Source organism: Frankia torreyi, from assembly GCF_000948395.1.
Classification (GTDB): Bacteria; Actinomycetota; Actinomycetes; order Frankiales; family Frankiaceae; genus Frankia; species Frankia torreyi.
In genome coordinates this window covers 30,380-45,988 of the sequence record NZ_JYFN01000010.1, presented here as the reverse complement: position 1 = coordinate 45,988, position 15,609 = coordinate 30,380, and the positions used below count along the sequence as shown (strand labels likewise).

Genomic DNA, 15,609 nt, shown 5'->3' with positions numbered 1-15,609 from the left:
CCACCCAGATCGCCTCGCCGTCGCGTTCGGTCAGCGTCGCCGCGGCCCGCACCCCGATGAAGGAGTACCGCGACCACACCCCGCCGTGCTCGGCGGATTCGAGCAGAAACGTGCCCGGGCCGCCGGCGAGCTTGCGGTAGATCCCGACCGGGGTCTCCCCGTCGGCGAGCAGCCGGCGGGTGACGGCGACGACCGGGCGACTGCCGGCGGCGGCGTGGAAGGCGGCCCGGTCGGGGAGGATCCGCCCGGTGGTCATCGGGCCGGCCCGGCGTCGGCCGTGACGCCCGGGTTACCCACGCGCGCGGGCAGCGGATCGGCAACGAAGCAGTTCCGGGTGCCGGTGTGGCAGGCGGGGCCGACCTGGTCCACCCGGACGAGGACGGCGTCGCCGTCGCAGTCGAGGGCGACCGAGCGGACCCACTGCTGGTGGCCGGAGGTATCGCCCTTGACCCAGTACTCCCCGCGGCTGCGGCTCCAGTACGTGGCCCGCCCGGTGGTCAGCGTGCGATGCAGCGCCTCGTCGTCCATCCACCCGAGCATCAGCACCTCGCCGGTGTCGTGCTGCTGGGCGATGGCCGGGAACAGACCGGCGTCGTTGCGACGCAGGCGGCTGGCGATGGCGGGATCCAGAGCGGATGGACGTACGGTCACGGCTCCATTCTGCTCGTCCGTGGCGGCGGAGCAGGGTGCACGTCGACCGACCCGACCGGCGCCGCCGGGGCTACCACCCCCGCTTCCGAAGCCGCCACCGGACCCACCGCGACCGCCCCGACACCCGCCGCCCAGGACTCGTGCATCCGGCGGTACACCCCGGGCACAGCGACCAACGTACGGTGATGGCCCCGTTGCACGATGCGCCCGGCGTCCACGACGACGACGTCCTGCGCCGCCTCCGCCGTCGACAGTCGGTGCGCGATCGTCACCGAGGTGCGGTCCCGGGTCAGTTCGGCCAGCGCCGCCGCCAGGCGCACCTCGGTCTCGGGGTCCACCGCGGAGGTCGCCTCGTCCAGGACCAGCAGGTCCGGATCGGCCAGCCGGGCGCGGGCCAACGCGACGAGCTGCCGCTCGCCGGCCGACAGTCGCGCCCCGCCCNCCCCCNCCCGGGTCGACAGCCCCGCCGGCAGCCCGGCGAGCCAGTCGGCGAGGCCCAGCGCCTCGAAGGCGGCGCGGACAGCCTTGTCGTCGGCCCCAGGTCGGCCGTAGCGGACGTTGTCGGCGATCGTGAGGTCGAACAGGAAGCCGTCCTGCGGCACGAGCAGCACCCGGCCGCGCAGCGAGGCGAACCGCACCTCGGGCAGCGGCACGCCGCCGATCCGCACGGTTCCCGTGGTCGGATCCATGAGCCGGGTGAGCAGCTTGGCCAGGGTCGTCTTGCCGGATCCGGTCTCGCCGACCACCGCCACCCGCGTGCGCGGGACGATCTCCAGGTCGACGTCGCGCAGCACAGGCGGCCCGTCGGGATAGGCGAACCCGACCCCGTCGAACCGAACCCCCAGCGGTCCGGCCGGCAGGTCCCGGCCGGCCTGGGCCGTGGCCGGGCCGGCCGGGACCGTGGCCGGACCGCGTCGCCCGCCGGGAGGCGGTGTGCCGCCGGTGCGGGGCACGGGCAGCCGGCCGACGGCCGGCCCGAGCGCGGGATCGCGGACGTCGGTCGGGAGGTCCAGGACGTCGAGCACCCGGCGCAGCCCGGCCAGCGCGTTGGCCGCGTCGTTGAGCACCTCGGTCATCGACTGGATCGGCATGACGAACAGGGTCATCAGGAACAGGAACGCGATCAGCCGTCCGGTGCTGAGCGAGCCGGCGACGCCGAGCGCCACTCCCGCCGTCACCACCGAGGCGGTGGCCAACGCGGCGACCAGCTCGCTGAGCGAGAAGACCCCGGCGACAACCCGCTGCGCCTCGATCTGGGCGGACCGGTAGCGGCCGATGGTCCGGTCGATGCGTCGCCCGGTCCGTTCCTGGACGCCGTAGGCCCGCACGACCGGGGCGCCGACGACCGCCTCGGACACGGCGCCCAGCAGCTCGCCGACCCGTTCACGCACGATCGCGTACCGGCCGGCCAGCCGACGCTGCACCAGTCGGGTCACCACGAACAGGGGGACGAAGAACGCGTAGACGAGGAGGGTCAGCGGCCACGAGTAGACGACCATCAGCACGGTGGCCAGCAGCATCTGGCCGGAGGAGACCAGCAGCATCACGCCGCCGAACTGGAGGAACTGCGACATCTGGTCGACGTCGCTGGTCACCCGGGAGGTCAGCGAGCCGCGGCGTTGGGCGGACTGGCTGAGCATCGACAGGTCGTGGATGTGTCGGAAGGCGTGCACCCGCAGGGTGGCGAGGGTGCCCTCGGACAGGCGGTAGAGCCGCAGGTTCATCCGATAGGTGGCGACGGTGGTCAACACGATGATGACCGCGGCCGCGCCGACGGCCACGGCGACCAGGCCGACGTCGGCACCGTCGTCGGTGAGCCCGCGGTCGAGGGTCTGCTGCACGACCACCGGGATGACGACCTTCCCCGTGGTGGCCACCAGGGCGAGCGCGAGCGTGCCGAGCAGGCCCCGGGTCAGTTCGGGGGACAGCGCGCGCAGCCGGCGGAACGTCGCCGCGAGTGTGGGCTGGCCAGGCGTGGCCGCACGCCCGAGGGCCCCAGGTTCGGGAGCCGCTTGCGAGCGGCGGGTCGGGGNGGNAGGAGGCGGGGAGGCAGGAGGCGTCACGGAGCCGCCTCCGGTTCGAGCTCCCGGACGTGCTCGGGAACGGCGGGCTCCGGGAGCGCAGGCTCGGACTCCCGGACAGCGGACTCCCGGACGGCGGGCTCCGGGAGGGCACCGGCCGCGCGGGCGGCGGCCTCGTAGGCGGTGAGCAGTGCGGCGTAGCGCGGGGAGGAGGCGAGCAGCTCCTCGTGTCGACCGCGACCGATGACTCGGCCGGCGTCGAGGTGGATCACCTCGTCGGCCAGCGCGATCGTGGAGCGGCGCTGGGCGACGACCACGACGGTCGAGGCGCCGGCGCTTTCCCGCAGGTCGGCGAGGATCGCCGCCTCCACTCGGGGGTCGACGCTGGCGGTGGCGTCGTCGAGGACGAGCAGCCGCGGGGCGCGGACGAGCGCGCGGGCCAGGCCGATGCGTTGGCGCTGGCCGCCGGACAGGGAGGTCCCGCGCTCGCCGACCATGGTGTCGAGGCCGTCGGGCAGGGCGGCGACGAAGCCGTCGGCCTGCGCGCGACGCAACGCCGCCCAGACCTCGTCGTCGGCGGCGTCCATGCCGAGGGTGACGTTGGCGCGCACGGTGTCGTCGAACAGGAACGCCTGCTGGGCGACGACGGCGACAGCTCGGCTCACCTCGCCGGCGGCGAGTTCACGCAGGTCGACACCGTCGAGTAGCACGGTGCCGGCCTGCGGGTCGACGAGCCGAGCGAGCAGGTTCACCAGGGAGGACTTGCCGGAGCCGGTGCGGCCGGTGATCGCGACGACGCTGCCCGCGGCCACCTCGAAGCTCACCGCATCCACCACCGGCCGCGGCGGCGGATCGCCGGGGCTCGCGGGCACCGCCGGCTCGCCGCTCGGGTCGGAGGCGGCGTCAACGGTCGGGTCGGCGGTGGCGTCAACCGTCGGGTCGGCGGTGGCGTCGGCCGGCGGGTAGGCGTAGGTGACGGCGTCGAGGCGCAGCGACGCGGGGCCGGCCGCGGTCAGCGTGCGCGGCCCGTACTCCTCGTGTCCTCGGGCCCGCAGCACCGCCTCGACCCGCTCGTAGCCGACGACCTCCCGCGGCAGGTCCCCGAACACCCAGCCGAACGCCCGCAGCGGGAAGGCCAGCAGGGTGAACAGGTAGGCGACCCGGACGAGCTGCCCGACGTCGATCGCCCCCGCGTCGATGCGGATCGCGCCGACCAGCAGCACCAGCAGGATCCCCAGGTTCGGCAGGGCCTCCATCACGGGATCGAACAGGCCCCGCAACCGGCCCGCGTGGATCATCGCGTCGCGAAGGCGCTCGGCGCGGACAGCGAAGCGGGCGGTCTCGTCCTCCTCCCGGCCGAGGGTCTTGACGACCAGGGCGCCGTCGAACGACTCGTGTGCCACCGCGCTGACCTCCCCGCGCAACTGCTGCGCTCGGGAGTACAGCGGCCATACCCGCCGCCCGTACCAGACGTTGAGCACGCCGAACGTCGGGAAGATCACGAAGCCGATCAGGGCCAGCACCGGATCGGTGACCACGAGCAGCACCAGCGCCACCACGAGCATGACGAGCGCGCCCAGCGCGAACGGCAGCGGCATCACCGGAGCCCAGGCCGCCTCGACGTCCGAGTTGGCGTTGGACAGCAACGTGCCGGTGGAGTGCCGCTGATGCCAGGACAGCGGCAACCGCAGGTACTGGCGGGTCACCGCGTGCCGGTGCCGCGCCTGCAGCCGGAACACGACCGTTCCGCCGGCGAGCCGGCGCAGGAACATGCCGAGCGCCCGAGCGAGACCGACGAGGCTGAGCGCCACCGCGGCCAGGGCGACCGCCGACCAGTCGGCGTGCCCCCGCCGGATCGCCGGGATCACCACCCGGTCCGTGGCCTCGCCGAGCACCAGGGAGCTGGCCACCCCCGTCAACGTGAACAGGCAGCCACCGACCGTTGCCACGGCGAACAGGCGGGGCTCGTCACGGATGCCCCGCCAGAGGTTCGCGAAGCCCTGGCCGATGACCCCGGGTTGTCGCCCCGGCTCCGACACCCGCTCCGCCATCGTCACCCTCCGTCAACACGTCACGGCAGCGGCGTCGGCGTGGTGGCGGCGGTCAGCGCACCGGAACGCCCGTGTCCCGCAGTGCCGCCTTCACCTCGCCGATGCGCAGCTGCCCGAAATGGAACACGCTGGCCGCGAGCACCGCGTCCGCGCCCGCGCCGACCGCCGGCGCGAAATGAGCGAGGTCACCGGCCCCGCCGCTGGCGATCACCGGAACGTCGACCTCGGCGCGCACGGCGGAGATCATCTCCAGATCGTATCCGTCCCGGGTCCCGTCGGCGTCCATCGAATTGAGCAGGATCTCGCCGGCACCGAGCTCGACCACACGCGAAGTCCAGCCGACCGCATCAATTCCGGTCCCCCGGCGACCACCATGCGTAGTCACCTCGAAGCGGGGGCCGGCCGGATCCGGGCAGCGCCGGGCGTCCACCGAGATCACGATGCACTGGTTGCCGAACCGGTGCGCGCACTCGCGGACCAGCTCGGGTCGGGCCACCGCGGCCGTGTTGATCCCCACCTTGTCGGCTCCGGCGCGCAGCAACCGGTTGACGTCGTCGGCGGAGCGGACCCCACCCCCGACGGTGAGCGGGATGAACACCTGCTCGGCGGTACGCCGGACGATGTCGTACGTGGTCTCCCGGTCGCCGCTCGACGCGGTGATGTCGAGGAACGTCAGCTCGTCGGCGCCCTCGGCGTCGTAGAGCCGGGCCATCTCGACCGGGTCCCCGGCGTCGCGCAGGTCGGTGAAGTTCACGCCCTTCACCACCCGGCCGCCGTCGACGTCGAGGCAGGGGATCACCCGGACCGCGACGCTCACCCCGCCACGACCGTCGAGGTGACGGCGAGGGCCTCGGGGAGGGTGAAGGCGCCCGCGTAGAGGGCCTTGCCGACGATCGCGCCCTCGACGCCGGGCACCGCGGCGATCGCCACAAGGTCGGCCAGCGCGGACACGCCCCCGCTGGCGACGACCGGTCGGTCGGTCACCGCGGTCACCGAGCGCAGCAGTTCGACGTTCGGGCCGGTCAGCGTGCCGTCGCGGCGCACGTCGGTCACCACGTAGCGGGCGCAGCCGTCGGCGTCGAGGCGGGCGAGCACCTCGAACAGCTCGCCGCCGTCCTGGGTCCAGCCGCGGGCGGACAGCGTCGTGCCGCGCACGTCGAGCCCGACCGCGATCCGGTCGCCCACCCGGTCGATCGCCCGGCGCACCCAGTCGGGATCCTCCAGGGCGGCCGTGCCGATGTTGACCCGCGCCGCGCCGGTGGCCAGCGCCGCGTCGAGGGAGTCGTCGTCGCGGATGCCGCCGGAGAGCTCCACGGCCACATCGACCGACCGGACGACTTCGGCGATCAGCTCGCGGTTCGAGCCGCGGCCGAACGCGGCGTCGAGGTCGACGAGATGGATCCACTCGGCGCCGTCACGCTGCCAGGTCAGCGCCGCGGCGAGCGGATCACCGTACGAGGTCTCGGATCCGGCCTCGCCCTGGACGAGACGGACGGCCCGCCCGTCGGCCACATCGACGGCGGGCAGCAGAGTAAGAGCCATGCCGCAACCCTACTGGGGTGCGCCTTTATCCCCGACCGGCCGCAGCGGCCCCCGACCCGACGCGCCGCGACCGGTCAGAACGGGACCAGTGACCCACTGGGCGACACCTGCGACCCACGGATCGGGCTCCGCGGTTTCAACCGGGCGGGCGGTGGGGATTCCGGCGGTTCGCGGTGGGCCCGAGCCGCCGCGGCGACGAGCGACGAGGGAGGTAGTCCCATGACCAGTCCTGATCACGAGCTCGGCGACACCGTCAGCGTGCGCTATGAGGTGCAGCGGCTGTCCATCGCGACGGGCCTGCCCTACGACGAGACGGTCCGCCGCTACGAGCAGGCGGTCCCGGCCCTGGACGAGGCACGCTTCGCCGCCCTCGCCGTCGGGCAGCCGACCTGGGACGACGTCCGCATCGCGACCGCGCCGAACGCGCCGCACGACTTCATCCGCTACTGGCGCGGCGACTTCACCTGGATGCTGCGGGCGGCCGGTGACGAGGGCCGGTGCGTCGAGTACCTCATGGGCAACCATGTCATCGCCGAGCGGATGTTCCGTCATGATCCCGGCGTACTGCTGCACGCTCCGCTGCGCACCACGATCCACACCGACCTCCGGGGCGTGACCCGATTCAGCGTCGACCAGCCGAGCACGCACTTCCGCAGCTACGGCAACCGCGCGATCACCGTCGTCGGCATCGAGCTGGACCTCAAACTGGCGACCCTGCTGGAGCACCTGGACATCCCCGTACCCGACGCCCTCACCACCGGCCGGGTGCCCGCCCACGCCGGCTGAACCGCCGCGCCGAACCCGACGCACCCGCCGCCCCAGATCCGCTGCACCCGACAGGCCCGACAGGCCCGCCGCAGGATCAGGACAGCGTGGCGAGCCAGTTGGTCAGCAGGTGCGCGCCGGCGTCGCCGGACTTCTCGGGGTGGAACTGGGTGGCGGCCAGGGCGCCGCGCTCGACGGCCGCGGCGAACGGCTCGCCGTGCTCGCCGACCGTGTCGCCGGCGTCGAGATCGGCCTTCGCCGCGTAGGAGTGGACGAAGTAGAAGCGGGTGTCCGCGGGCAGCCCGGCGAACAGCACCGACTCCGCGGGCGGGCGCACCGTGTTCCAGCCCATGTGCGGCAGGATGGGCGCGGCGAGGCGGCGCACCTCGCCGGCCAGCACGCCGAGCCCGGCCGTGCGCACCCCGTGCTCGTCGCCGAGCTCGTAAAGCACCTGCATGCCTACGCAGATGCCGAGCACCGGCCGCCCCGCCGCCACCCGCTCCCGCACGACGGGCGCGGCGCCCACCCGGTCGAGGCCGGCCATGCAGGCCGCGTACGCGCCGACACCGGGCACGACGAGCCCGTCGGCCGCCAGGGCCGCGTCGAGATCGTCGCTGACCGTCACGTCGGCGCCGACCCGGGCAAGCGCCCGCTCCGCCGAACGCAGGTTCCCCGACCCGTAGTCGAGAACGACCACCCGCGCACGCCGACCCGATGGGCCCGTCACAACACGCCCTTGGTGGACGGCACGCCGGCCACCCGGGCATCGCGGGCCACTGCGTCGCGCATGGCCCGGGCGACCGCCTTGAACTGGGCCTCGACGACGTGGTGGGCGTTGCGGCCGGACAGCACCCGCACGTGCAGCGCGATCCGGGCCGACGCGGTGATCGACTCGAAGATGTGCCGGGTCAACGTGGTGTCGTACGTCCCGATCAGGCCGACCAGGTCCGGCTCGACGTGCACGCAGTACGGGCGGCCGGACAGGTCGACCGCGGCCTGGGCGAGGGCCTCGTCGAGGGGGACCAGCGCGTCGCCGAAGCGGCGGATGCCGACCTTGTCGCCCAGGGCCTCGCGCAGCGCCGAACCGAACGCGATCGAGGTGTCCTCGACCGTGTGGTGGGAGTCGATGTGCAGGTCGCCGCGGGTGCGCACGGTCAGGTCGAACCCGCCGTGCTTACCGAGCTGGGACATCATGTGGTCGAAGAACGGGACGCCGGTGTCGGAGCTCGCCACCCCCGTCCCGTCGAGGTCGAGTTCGACCAGCACGTCGGACTCCAGCGTCTTGCGTTCGATCCGCGCGGTGCGGGCCATCGGGGCTTCCTCGGTCTTTCTCGGTCACGGTGGGGACCGGCGGAACGGGGGCGGCGGAGCCGCGCGGCGAATCGCAGGCCGCGCGGCGAGACGGAGCGGAGCGGACGGGCGGAGGGGCAGCGGCGGGTCAGCCCCCGGCCAGGGTGACGATGCCGTCCGCGGCGACGTCGCTGCCGGCGAGGACCCGACCGAGCGCGGCGAGGAACGCGTCGACCTCGGCGGGCAGGCCGGCGGTGACCCGCAGCCAGCCGGGCAGGCCGACGTCGCGGACGAGCACCCCCGCGTCGAGCAGGCCGCGCCACACCGCGCGCTGGTCGGCGAACAGACCGAAGGACACGAAGTTCGCGTCGCTGGGCGCGAGCCGCAGGCCGAGGGCCCCCAGCTCCAGCACGATCCGGTCCCGCTGCGCCTTGACCGCCTCCACCGTGGCGAGCAGCTCGTCGGCATGCGCGAGCGCGGTGCGGGCGACCGCCTGGGTGAAGCTGGACAGGTGGTAGGGCAGCCGGACGAGCTGCAGCGCGTCGACGACGGCGGGGTGCGCGGCGAGGTAGCCCACCCGGGCGCCGGCGAGGGCGAAGGCCTTGCTCATCGTGCGGGTGACGATGAGGCGCGGGTGGCGGGGCAGCAGCGTCAGAGCGCTGGGCACCCCGGCCCGGCGGAACTCGGCATACGCCTCGTCGACGACGACCATGCCGCTGCCGACGCGCGCCATCGCCTCGCAGGCGGCGACGACGACGTCCAGGGGCAGGGCCGTGCCGGTCGGGTTGTTCGGCGAGCAGAGGAACAGCAGCGCCGGGCGGTGGCACTCGATGGCCTCGGTGACGGCCTCGGCGGAGAGGGTGAAGTCCGCGGCGCGTTCCTCGCGGACCCACTCGGTCGCCGTGGCCAGGGCGATGAGTCGGTGCATCGAGTAGGACGGCTCGAAGCCGACCGCGACCCGGCCGGGCCCGCCGAACGCCTGGCAGAGCTGTTGGAGGATCTCGTTGGAGCCGTTGGCGGCCCAGACCTGGGCGGTGTGCACGCCGAACCCGGCGTCCGGGGTCAGGTAGTAGGCCAGGTCGGCGCGCAGGGCCTCGGCATCGCGGTCGGGGTAGCGGTTGGCCTCGGTGGCGACGAGGGTCGCGGCCTTGCCGAGGGCGTCGACCAGACCGATCGACGGCGGGTGCGGGTTCTCGTTGGTGTTGAGCCGCACCGGCACGTCGAGCTGCGGCGCCCCGTAGGGGGACAGCCCACGCAGGCTGTCGCGCAGCGGCAGCCCGTCGATGTCCAGCGGGCGCCAGGGCCGGTCGTCCCCGGCGGGGCCGGCGTCGGCGGGATGGGACGCCTGGATCGTCATCGGAATCGAGCCTCCACGGCGTCGGCATGTGCGGTGAGATCCTCGGCCCCGGCGAGCGCGGCGAGGCGCGGGGCGACGGCGTGCAGCGCGTCGCGGGTGGACTCGATGACATGGACCTGGCGCTGGAAGGCGGCCACGGCCAGACCGCCGGAGTGGCGCGCCGTCCCACCGGTGGGCAGGACGTGGTTGGAACCGGCGAGGTAGTCACCCAGCGGGACGGGGGCGTGGGGGCCGACGAACACCGCCCCGGCGTGGCGCACCCGGGCGGCGACCGTGGCCGCGTCGGCAGTCAGGATCTCCAGATGCTCGGCCGCCCAGGCATCGACGACCGCGAGGCCGGCGTCCACGTCGGCGACGATCGCCACGGCGCCCTGGCCGGCCAGGGCCTCCTCGACCCGCTCGCGGTGGCGCGTCGCGGGCACCTGCTTGCCGAGCTCGATGTCGACGGCGTCCGCGAGCTCCACCGACGAGGTGACGAGCAGGCAGGCGGCCATCGGGTCGTGCTCGGCCTGGGCGATGAGGTCGGCGGCGACGAAGGCCGGATCCGCGGTCGCGTCGGCGAGGATCGCGACCTCGGTGGGGCCCGCCTCCGCGTCCACCCCGACCACGCCGCGCACCAGCCGCTTGGCGGCCGTCACGTAGACGTTGCCCGGACCGGTGACGACGTCGACGGGCGGGCAGCTCGCGGTGCCGTAGGCGGCCATCGCGACCGCCTGGGCACCACCGGCGGCGTAGACCTCGTCGATCCCGAGCAGGGCGCAGGCGCCGAGCACGACCGGGTGCGGCAGGCCGTCGTTGTCCCGCTGCGGCGGGGAGAACACGGCCAGCGAGTCGACCCCGGCCTCCTGGGCGGGTACCACGTTCATCACGACGCTGCTCGGGTAGGCGACCCGCCCGCCGGGCACGTACAGTCCGACCCGCTCGACCGGCACCCACCGCTCGGTGACCGTCAGACCCGGCCCGACCTCGATCGTGACCGCCTCGCGGACCTGCGCACGGTGCACCACCCGGCTGCGGCGGATCGCCTCGACGAGCGCGTCGCGCACGGCCGGATCGAGGGCGTCGGCGGCGGCGTCGAGCGCCGCCTGCGGCACCCGCAGGCTGGCCGGACGCACCCCGTCGAACCGGGCGGCGGCGTCCAGGACGGCCGCGTCGCCACGGGTCCGCACGTCCTCGCAGACCGGCCGGACCGCGTCGACGGCGGCGTCCACGTCGATCGCGGCCCGGGGCAGCAGACGCCGGACATCCACCGCAGCGGGCACCGCAGCCCGCAGATCAAGCCTTCTGAGCACGATACGAGACTAGCCGCCGAGCCGGGGGGCGGTGAAATCACAGCTCGCGGCGGGGTGTCACGCTCATCCGCGTGACCGATCCCCACNCCCCGCCGCCCGCCCCCGATCCGCCGGCGGGGCCCGCGAGCGCGCCCGGAGAGTCGTTGGCGACGCTGCTGCACGCCTACCGGGTGCACGCGCGGGCGCCCCGCGGCGTGGTGGCGGCGCTGACCGAGCGGCCGCGGACCCTGCGCGCCCTGATCCAGGACTCGGGGCTGCCGCGCCGCTCGGTCGAGGAGATCCTCGGCTGCCTCGGCGACGATCTGCGGACCGCCACCGGCGGGACCTTCGTGCTGCGGCCCGGCGCCGTCGACCGCTACCGCACCATGATCGACTATGCCGAGCTGCGCGCGAGTACCCCGCTCGACCCCCTCGCCGCGGAGATCGGCCGCAACGGCGCCCTGGTCACGACGATGCACGAGCTCATCGCCTCGGCTCCGCGCCCCCGGGCCGAGCTGGACCATGTGCCGGCCACGGCGGCGACGGTGGTCCGCCGGGCCGTCTGGCTGGCGACGCACTACGACCTGCGCGGGGCCCACCTGCTGTGCGTGGGTGACCACGACCTGACCTCGCTGGCCGTCGTTCTGCTCGCCGCCGCCGCGACCCCGGACCCGGCTCGGCGCGGACCGACCGTCACGGTGGTGGACATCGACGAGGACCTGCTGGAGTTCCTCGACCGGTCGGCCCGGTCGCGGGGCGTACGGCTGCGATGTCTGTACGCGGACCTGCGCTTCGGGCTGCCGCCGTCGGTGGCGGGCAGCGCCGATCTCGCCTTCACCGACCCGCCCTACACCCCGCAGGGCGTGTCGTTGTTCGCCGCGCGCGGGGCCCAGGGCCTCGCCGACCGGGAGCGCGGTCGGGTCCTCGTCGCCTACGGGTTCAGCGATCGGGTACCCACCCTGGGTTGGAAGGTGCAGCGGGCCCTGCTCGACCAGGGGCTCGTCTTCGAGGCGATCTGGCCGGCCTTCCACACCTACGAGGGCGCGGAGGCGGTCGGCGCCCGCGCCGACATGTACGTCTGCCAGCCGACCCCGGCCACCTGGAAGTACCTGGACCGGCCGGCACCGGCGCGCGGGCCGGCGACGACGGCGATCTACACCCGCGGCCGGCAGTCCACCGAGAGCCGGCCGGTGCCGCTGGCCGAACCCGTCATCGCCGCGGCGACCGGGTTCCTGGCGGCGGCGCCGGGCCGGGCGGTCTTCGTCGGCGAGCGCCCCGCGCTGGACGCGGCTCACGCGCACCTCGCGACGGTCGTCGAACGCGGGCTGCCGACGGCCGCCGCCGGAGCGGGCGGGCCGCTGTCCGCCGTCGCCGACCTGTCCGACGATCCCGGCCCGTGGCTGACGCGGCTGCTGCTGGCGGTCAACGCCGACCGGCTCGCCGTGATCGTGACCGCCGACCATCCCGTGCTGGGCGCCGGGGGCGGCCCGCGGGATGCCCTCCACCCGCTGCGGGCGAAGTGGGTCCCCACGCCCGAGCACGACGCAGCCGCCGCCGACCAGAACCACCACGGCGGCGGGGACGGGGTCTGGGAGGCGACCCGCCTGGTGACGTTCGCCGCGGTCGACCCCGCCGTCCTGGACCCCGGCCCGCGCCTCGCCCGCTGGCTGCTGGACCGTCCGCACGGCAAGATCGGCAACGTCTGGCGCGACGGCCTGATCCGGATCGTTCGGAAGGCCGACGGCCGGGCGCCGTCCCAGCGGGAGGCCCTGGCCGCCGTGCGCCGGGCCGTGGCCGACCCTGATCTGCTCGCCGCCCGGCTGATCGACCTGCCGCGCCACTCGCTCGCCGCGACGCTCGCCGCGGCGGTGGCCAGCGTCGACCCGCAGCCCGGGGGCGAGTCCGCCGCAGGTGGGTGAGGGGTCGGCGACGCGGCGGTCACGCCTGCCGGGGCGCCACCACCTGTCTGAGTGGGAGCCCTAGGCTGGGAAGATGGCGACGCCCGCAGGCCACCGTTTCTCGGGACAGGTGCCGGACCCGCCACGCCAGCCTGACCCGTCCCGCCAGCTCGACCCGCCCCGCCAGCCCGACCCGGCCGGCGCCCGGATCCTCGTGGTCGAGGACGACGACGGGCTCGGGACGCAGCTCGTCCGCGGGCTGGACCGGGCCGGCTACACGGCGAGCCGGGTGCGCAGCGGCGCAGCCGCCCTCGACCAGGTCGCCGGTCCCTCCCCGCCCGACCTCGTGCTGCTTGACCTGGGCCTGCCGGACATGGACGGCGCGCAGGTGTGCCGACGCATCCGCGAGCGCACCGACATCCCGGTGATCGTCGTGACGGCCCGGGGGGACGAGGCCGACCGGGTCGAGGCGCTCGACCTGGGCTCGGACGACTACCTGGTCAAGCCGTTCGGATTCGCCGAACTGCTGGCCCGGATGCGGGCGGTGCGCCGGCGCACCGCCGGGCGGGCGGGCGGTGGGGACGCCGACCTGCTCCGGCACGGCCCGCTCACCCTTGACCGACGCAGCCGCCGGATCACCGTCGACGACCGCCCCGTCGCCGTCACCGCTCGCGAGTACGACCTGCTGGCGTTCCTCGCCGCCGATCCGGGCCGGGTGCGGACCCGGCAGGAGATCTTCACCGGGGTCTGGGGGGACTGGTTCGGCTCGCCGAAGGTCCTCGATGTGCACATTGGCGCGATACGCCGCAAACTAGGCAAACCGGAACTGATCGAGACGGTGTACGGAGTGGGCTTCCGACTGGCCGGCGCCCAGGGCGCCAGGGCCCAGGGCGCCGGGACACAGGCCGCCGGGACACAGGCCGCGGCCGGGCCGGCCGATCCGAGCCGCCTGCCGGCGCAGGGTGATCGGCGGCAGGAGCTGCCGGGCCGATGAGCCGGCGGATCCTCGCCGCCCAGCTCCTGCTGACCGCGGCCCTGCTCGTCGGGCTGTGCGTCCCGATGGGCCTGGACGCCACTCGGCATGACCGGGCCCTGTTCGGGCTGCGGTTGTCCGCGTCGACCGACGCCTACGTCGCCGAGGTGAAGTGGCGGCGGCTGTCGCCGGACGCCGCGCCGCTGCCGGTGCCCCGCCGCGACAGCGCGGACGTGCCGCCCGACGAGCTGCGTCTCTACCGCACCGACGACAGCCCCGTGGCCGACACCGGCGAGGACATTCCGGTCACGCCGCAGGACCTCGCCCGCGCGCACCACCACAGCGTGACGATCGAGCCGAGCAACGCCAACGGGCACCGCATGATCCTCGTGGCGCCGGTGTCCAACGCGGGCGGACTGGTCGGCGTCCTCGTGGTCGCGCGCAGCGACTACGGGCTGCGTACCTCGATCAACCAGCGGTGGACGATGATCGCCGTCGGCGGCATGCTGGTCGCGCTGGCGGCCCTGGCGATTTCCATCCTGCTGGCCCGCTGGGTGGGCCGCCCACTGCGCCGGCTCGGGCACGCCGCCGGCGAGCTCGGCACGGGTGACCTGACGATCCGGGCCCGGGCCGTCGGCGGGCCGCCCGAGGTCCGGGAGGTCGCGGCGACCTTCGACGCGATGGCCGACCGGATCCAGTCCCTCGTCGACAGCCAGCGGCATTTCCTCGCCGACGTCTCCCACCAGATCCGCACCCCGCTGACCGCGATGCGGCTGCGCCTGGAGCTGCTGGAACAGGACGTCGACGCCACGGTCGCCGCGGAGGTCGCCGGCACCCTGGTCGAGGTGCACCGGTTGTCCCGCATGGTCGACGGGCTGCTCGCCGTCTCCCGGGCCGAGCACGCCCCGACCGCCGCCCGGCCGGTTGCGCTCGCGCCGGTGACCGCGCAGCGCTGCCTGATCTGGCGGCCGGTGGCCGCCGCCGCGGACATCGCGCTGACCTGGGACGTCGACAACGCGCACACGGTGGCCAGCGGCCCCGGCCATCTCGAGCAGATCCTCGACAACCTGCTCAGCAACGCCCTCGAGGCCACCCCGCCCGGCGGCCAAATCCGGATCGAGTCGCGCCCGGCCCCGGCGGCCTCGGCCGGGCCGGCGATCCGCCTCACCGTCACCGACAGCGGCAGCGGCATGAGTGCCGAGCAGCGGCAGGCGGCCTTCCGCCGCTTCGGTGGCGCCGCCGGCGGACGCGAGCCGAGCCAGGCGCAGCGATCCGGCAACGAGCGGGGAACCGGCGCCGAGCGGGGAACCGGCGCCGAGCGGGGAAGCGGCAACGAGCGGGGCGGCTCGGACGGGCAGGTCGCCGACCGGGACCGGACGCCGCGCCGCGCCGATCGGCGTGGCCACGGGCTCGGTCTCGCGATCGTGCACGCCCTGGTGACCGCCGACGGCGGGACGATTGCGCTGGTCCCCGCCACGGCCGGTGGCCTGTGTGTCGTTCTCGACCTGCCGTGGGCGAGCCCGCAGTCCGGCGAGAGCGTCGCGGCGGTGCCGCCGCAGCGGGCCGAGGCCAGCCACCTCCGGCATCCTCCGGAACTCGGGCTCCTGGAAATCGTCGACGATCCCCACCGAGACCGCGAGGCCGGACGAGAACCCTGACGAGCACGCGGTGGGCTCGCCGGCCACCCGAGGTCCATCTGTGATCTTTACCGTTTCTTTCCTGGCCGAACCGCGGTAGCGCGCCGGCAATTCGCCGCCGGGCGGCTATTTTCGCACCGAGCGACCAGAGAC

13 protein-coding genes and 2 pseudogenes are annotated in these 15,609 nt (G+C 74.6%); 4 read left to right on the top strand and 11 right to left on the bottom strand.

Annotation, left to right across the window (positions count from 1 at the left end; genetic code table 11):
* From FF36_RS37470 to priA, 7 genes and pseudogenes are all read right to left on the bottom strand, one after another.
* Positions 1–256: pseudogene (locus tag FF36_RS37470) on the bottom strand (anthranilate synthase component I); the annotation flags it as partial.
* Positions 253–651, bottom strand: a complete 399-nt coding sequence (hisI, locus tag FF36_RS08635; protein WP_044884468.1) for a phosphoribosyl-AMP cyclohydrolase — start codon at positions 649–651, stop codon at positions 253–255. The pseudogene FF36_RS37470 and the gene hisI, both read right to left, overlap by 4 nt.
* Positions 648–1,092 (bottom strand): annotated as a pseudogene (locus FF36_RS37465) (ATP-binding cassette domain-containing protein); the annotation flags it as partial. The gene hisI and the pseudogene FF36_RS37465, both read right to left, overlap by 4 nt.
* Before the next feature lie 7 nt (positions 1,093–1,099).
* Positions 1,100–2,588: ABC transporter ATP-binding protein (locus tag FF36_RS08630; protein ID WP_242422392.1), on the bottom strand; the 1,489-nt coding region annotated here is incomplete at its 3' end.
* A 122-nt stretch (positions 2,589–2,710) separates the two neighbouring features.
* Positions 2,711–4,723: an ABC transporter ATP-binding protein gene (locus FF36_RS08625; protein WP_044884467.1), complete on the bottom strand. Its 2,013-nt coding sequence runs from the start codon at positions 4,721–4,723 to the stop codon at positions 2,711–2,713.
* Positions 4,724–4,775: 52 nt separating this feature from the next.
* Entirely contained in the window at positions 4,776–5,540 is a 765-nt protein-coding gene (gene hisF, locus FF36_RS08620; RefSeq protein WP_044884466.1) for an imidazole glycerol phosphate synthase subunit HisF, read from the bottom strand.
* Positions 5,537–6,265: a bifunctional 1-(5-phosphoribosyl)-5-((5-phosphoribosylamino)methylideneamino)imidazole-4-carboxamide isomerase/phosphoribosylanthranilate isomerase PriA gene (gene priA / locus FF36_RS08615; protein ID WP_044884465.1), complete on the bottom strand. Its 729-nt coding sequence runs from the start codon at positions 6,263–6,265 to the stop codon at positions 5,537–5,539. Before priA ends, hisF begins: the two co-directional genes overlap by 4 nt.
* Before the next feature lie 219 nt (positions 6,266–6,484).
* Between priA and FF36_RS08610 the strand changes: the two genes are divergently transcribed.
* Positions 6,485–7,051 carry a DUF302 domain-containing protein gene (locus FF36_RS08610; RefSeq protein WP_044884464.1) on the top strand — a complete coding sequence of 189 codons (567 nt, stop codon included), beginning with the start codon at positions 6,485–6,487 and terminating at the stop codon, positions 7,049–7,051.
* A gap of 76 nt (positions 7,052–7,127) precedes the next feature.
* On the opposite strand, the gene hisH is transcribed toward FF36_RS08610, so the two are convergent.
* From hisH to hisD, 4 genes are all read right to left on the bottom strand, one after another.
* Positions 7,128–7,757 (bottom strand): imidazole glycerol phosphate synthase subunit HisH, encoded by a 630-nt coding sequence (hisH, locus tag FF36_RS08605; RefSeq protein ID WP_044884463.1) that lies wholly within the window; start codon positions 7,755–7,757, stop codon positions 7,128–7,130.
* Entirely contained in the window at positions 7,754–8,341 is a 588-nt protein-coding gene (gene hisB, locus FF36_RS08600) for an imidazoleglycerol-phosphate dehydratase HisB (protein ID WP_044884462.1), read from the bottom strand. The genes hisH and hisB overlap by 4 nt, the downstream gene beginning before the upstream one ends.
* A 127-nt stretch (positions 8,342–8,468) precedes the next feature.
* Entirely contained in the window at positions 8,469–9,677 is a 1,209-nt protein-coding gene (locus FF36_RS08595) for a histidinol-phosphate transaminase (protein ID WP_044884461.1), read from the bottom strand.
* Entirely contained in the window at positions 9,674–10,969 is a 1,296-nt protein-coding gene (gene hisD, locus FF36_RS08590; protein WP_044884460.1) for a histidinol dehydrogenase, read from the bottom strand. Before hisD ends, FF36_RS08595 begins: the two co-directional genes overlap by 4 nt.
* Positions 10,970–11,334: 365 nt before the next feature.
* Between hisD and FF36_RS08585 the strand changes: the two genes are divergently transcribed.
* From FF36_RS08585 to FF36_RS08575, 3 genes are all read left to right on the top strand, one after another.
* Entirely contained in the window at positions 11,335–12,867 is a 1,533-nt protein-coding gene (locus tag FF36_RS08585) for a bis-aminopropyl spermidine synthase family protein (protein ID WP_339325599.1), read from the top strand.
* A 73-nt stretch (positions 12,868–12,940) separates the two neighbouring features.
* Positions 12,941–13,840: a response regulator transcription factor gene (locus FF36_RS08580; RefSeq protein WP_199865356.1), complete on the top strand. Its 900-nt coding sequence runs from the start codon at positions 12,941–12,943 to the stop codon at positions 13,838–13,840.
* A complete protein-coding gene (locus FF36_RS08575) occupies positions 13,837–15,477 on the top strand; it encodes a sensor histidine kinase (protein WP_044884458.1) in 1,641 nt (546 codons plus the stop codon). The genes FF36_RS08580 and FF36_RS08575 overlap by 4 nt, the downstream gene beginning before the upstream one ends.
* Positions 15,478–15,609: the final 132 nt, after the last annotated feature.